At 71.9% G+C, this 3,272-nt stretch carries 5 protein-coding genes and 1 pseudogene; 3 read left to right on the top strand and 3 right to left on the bottom strand.

Going from position 1 to position 3,272, the window contains the following annotated elements; genetic code table 11:
* Positions 1–589 (bottom strand): annotated as a pseudogene (locus tag EIO58_RS14915) (Re/Si-specific NAD(P)(+) transhydrogenase subunit alpha); the annotation flags it as partial.
* A gap of 293 nt (positions 590–882) precedes the next feature.
* Here EIO58_RS14915 and EIO58_RS14920 point away from each other — a divergent pair.
* Complete coding sequence (locus EIO58_RS14920) at positions 883–1,164, top strand: Fe-S cluster assembly protein HesB (RefSeq protein ID WP_127820181.1); 282 nt, start codon at positions 883–885, stop codon at positions 1,162–1,164.
* A gap of 73 nt (positions 1,165–1,237) precedes the next feature.
* Here EIO58_RS14920 and EIO58_RS18935 read toward each other — a convergent pair whose 3' ends face one another.
* The gene (locus tag EIO58_RS18935; protein ID WP_164861747.1) at positions 1,238–1,375 is read right to left on the bottom strand and encodes a hypothetical protein; all 138 of its coding nucleotides are present in this window, start codon (positions 1,373–1,375) and stop codon (positions 1,238–1,240) included.
* Positions 1,376–1,377: 2 nt separating this feature from the next.
* Positions 1,378–1,866: a MaoC family dehydratase gene (locus tag EIO58_RS14925; protein WP_127820182.1), complete on the bottom strand. Its 489-nt coding sequence runs from the start codon at positions 1,864–1,866 to the stop codon at positions 1,378–1,380.
* Between the two features lie 147 nt (positions 1,867–2,013).
* On the opposite strand from EIO58_RS14925, the gene EIO58_RS14930 reads away from it, so the two are divergent.
* Both EIO58_RS14930 and EIO58_RS14935 read left to right on the top strand, forming a co-directional pair.
* Complete coding sequence (locus tag EIO58_RS14930) at positions 2,014–2,586, top strand: OsmC family protein (protein WP_127820183.1); 573 nt, start codon at positions 2,014–2,016, stop codon at positions 2,584–2,586.
* A gap of 47 nt (positions 2,587–2,633) precedes the next feature.
* Positions 2,634–3,272 (top strand): FAD-dependent monooxygenase (locus tag EIO58_RS14935; RefSeq protein WP_205789311.1); only part of this gene is annotated, 639 nt, incomplete at its 3' end.

Here is a 3,272-nt window from a genome sequence, read left to right on the forward strand (position 1 = left end):
GCGGGTCGGTCGCGCGCACGATCGCCCCGAGGCTCGACGCGGCGCCGATCGCGGCCAGCCCCGCGACGCCGGCACCGGCGACGAGCACCTTGGCCGGCGGCACCTTGCCGGCCGCGGTCACCTGGCCCGTGAAGAACCTCCCGAACTCGTGCGCGGCCTCGACGACCGCGCGATAGCCGGCGATGTTCGCCATCGAGCTCAGCACGTCCATCGACTGCGCGCGCGAGATGCGCGGCACCGCGTCGAGGGCGATCGCCGTGATCCCGCGTGTGGCCAGGGCTTCGACGAGGTCGGGCCGCAGGGCGGGGCTCAGCATCGCGATGACGGTCGCCCCGTCGGCGAGCCGGTCGATCTCGGCGGGCGTGGGCGGGTTCACCTTCAGCACGATGGGCGACGCCCATGCCTCCGCCCTATCCACCACGGCCGCGCCGGAGGCCGCGAACGCGTCATCCGGGAACGACGAGGCCCGGCCCGCGCCGGATTCGACGACGACGTCGTAGCCGAGTGCGATGAGTTTGGGCACGGTGGTCGGTGTCGCGGCGACCCGGTTCTCTCCGGGTGCTTCGGCGACGATGCCAATGCGAGTCATGCGGTCCTCTGGATCTTCGGTCGATCTCTGCGGCGACGATCCGCGAGCTCCTCCCTTGGCGCTCGCGACGACGCCTCCACCCTCTCAGACGTCGAGCGGGATCGACCCCGAATCGCGCGCGGACACGGCATGAGAACCGCAGAACTTCGCCGGGGCGCAGAAGGCGGGCTTGCGGCATCCGTCGACTGCCGCGCCGAACGTGGGAATCCCCTCCGAATGCGCGGCCGGCCTTGCATGCGGCTCCCGTTCTCGGAATCGTGGCCGATTCGGAACCGCTGAGGAAAGGAACCAGCATGCTCACGCTGACCCAGACCGCCGCCGAGGCCGTCAAGCAGATCGTCGCCCGCGTGCCGCAGGCCGAGGACGGAGGAGTGCGCATCCGCGACACGGGCGGAGAGACCGGCTTCGAGCTGAGCGTCGCGCCCGACCCCGCTCCCCACGACACCATCGTGGTGACCGACGGGGCCCGCGTCTTTCTCGATGAGGGCGCCGCCGTCGCACTCGAGGACCGCGTGCTGGACGCCGAGCTGTCGCAGGACGGCTCGGTGCGCTTCGCCCTCGCGGCCCAGGGCTGACATCGCGTGAACGGCCCCGGCGCTTCGAAGCGCCGGGGCCGTTCGCGTGTCGCCGGGGCACGGCGACGCAGGCTCAGACGGAGGGGCGCCGCGTGTCGTACGCGGGGTCGAAGCGCACAGGGGCGACGTGGGAGCCGAGGGCGACCGCGCCGGCGTACGCGGCCGCGACGACGACCAGCATCAGCACGATGGTCAACAGAGCGATGAACATACCTACCTCCCTCCCTGGCTCGCGTGCGGGTGGGTCACGGTGGCGGCGACGACGGGGTCGCGCCACACCACCGCAGTGCCGTCCAGGACGACGACACCCCGCTGATCTACGATGCGCGTGGACAGGGTGGTGATACATCTGTCGGGTCGCGCCGAGACGACCTCCACTGTCGCGGTGATCGCATCGCCGGGCCGGACGGGCGCCGGATAGCGCCACGACGTCTCGAGGAAGACGCTCCCGGGTCCCGGCAGCTGCTCGGCGATCACCGCGTTGATCAGGCTGCTGGTGACGCCGCCCTGCACGATCACCCCGGCGAACCGGGACTTCGCAGCGAGACCGGCGTCGTAGTGCACGGGGTTGCGGTCGCCGCTGATCGCCGTGAACAGCGCGATGTCCGCCGCGGTGACGAGCTTGGTGCGCTGGGCGACGGCGCCGATCGCGGGGGCGGCGGGCGTGGGAGCGGCGGGCCGGTGTCGGTGTGTGGTGTCCATGATCACCACGCAACCGGCCGCGCCTTCCGCGTGCCTTCCCCGAGGGCGGACACGCGGGAAGACGGAAGGAAGACGCGCCCGCGAGCATCGGGCGCAGATGATCCCGGAGCATCCGAGCGACGGGACGAGAAACAGGAGGATCACGACATGTCCGTCACCGCCCAGTCCGCCCACCTGAACGGGGTGGACACCGCCACGCTGTTCGCCACGCTCGATGCCGTCAGGGCCGAACCCGAGATCTCGAAGTTCCAGTTCCGCGCCTCGAACACCTGGATCGCCGGTACGCACAGCCGGTCGAGCTTCTCCGACTTCTTCGGCGCGACGCAGGAGATGGAGCACCGCACGGTCACGACCGTCGATGCGGACCACCCCGCGGTGCTCGTCGGCGAGGACCACGCACCGACGCCCGTCGAGTACCTGCTGCACGCGATCGCCGCGTGCCTCGCGTCGGGCCTCGCAAACATCGCCGCCGCCCGCCGCGTTCCGCTGCGATCGGTCACGTCGACCGTCGAGGGCGACATCGACCTGCTGGGCATCCTGGGGCTGGGCGACGGCCGCGTGCGCAACGGCTATCAGGCCATCCGCGTGCGGTTCGAGATCGACGCCGATGCCGACGACGCCACGATCCGTGCCCTGGTGCAGCAGTCGCAGAGCCGGTCCGCGGTGTACGACATACTCACGAACGGCACACGCGTCGACGTCGAGGTGAACGGCCACTGAGCCCGTGGCGCTCCACGACGCTCCCAGAGGAGGCGACATGGACACCTATGACGTCGCGATCGTGGGCGGCCGGATCGCCGGCGCGGTCGCCGGGAGTTCCCGCCTTGTTCGCACCGCGGCGACACGTCGTCGACCGGCTGCTGGCGAGCGCTGCGGCCGCCGCCGGAGCGCACTTCGAATTCGGGATGCCGGTGACCGGGCTGCTGCGAGACGATCACGGTCGCGTCCGCGGTGTGCGGGCGACCGGCAGCGGCGGCCGAGAGCTCCGGATCGGCGCGATGCTGACCGTCGGCGCCGGCGGGGTCGGCTCGCGGATCGCGCGCGAGGCGCGTGCGGAAGTCCTCCATGAGGGGTCGGCGGCGAGCGCTGCGCTGTATGGGTATGTGCCGAGCGAGACGCTGGCGAGGGATTCGGGGACCGCAGCGTACGAGTGGTGCTACGGGCGCGCCGCGGCCGCCGGCGTGATCCCCACGGGTGACGGCCAGTCGTGCGTGTTCGTGTCGACGACCCGGGCGCGGATGCGGGCGCTGCGCGCATCGGGCCGCGACGCGACCTTCCGGACGCTGCTGGACGAAGCGGCGCCCACGGTGGCAGCGCGACTGGAAGGGGTCGCGACTCCCCCGGAGATGCGCGGATGGGGCGGCCTGCGTGGGTACGTTCGCCGCGCGTGGGGCGAGGGCTGGGCG

The organism is Microbacterium sp. CPCC 204701 (genome assembly GCF_004010105.1).
Classification (GTDB): domain Bacteria; phylum Actinomycetota; class Actinomycetes; order Actinomycetales; family Microbacteriaceae; genus Microbacterium.

Bases quoted from the DNA above. Each gene is read 5' to 3' on its own strand.
- EIO58_RS14920 (WP_127820181.1), top strand. From the start codon at position 883: ATGCTCACGCTGACCCAGACCGCCGCCGAGGCCGTCAAGCAGATCGTC.
- EIO58_RS18935 (WP_164861747.1), bottom strand. From the start codon at position 1,375: ATGTTCATCGCTCTGTTGACCATCGTGCTGATGCTGGTCGTCGTCGCG.
- EIO58_RS14925 (WP_127820182.1), bottom strand. From the start codon at position 1,866: ATGGACACCACACACCGACACCGGCCCGCCGCTCCCACGCCCGCCGCC.
- EIO58_RS14930 (WP_127820183.1), top strand. From the start codon at position 2,014: ATGTCCGTCACCGCCCAGTCCGCCCACCTGAACGGGGTGGACACCGCC.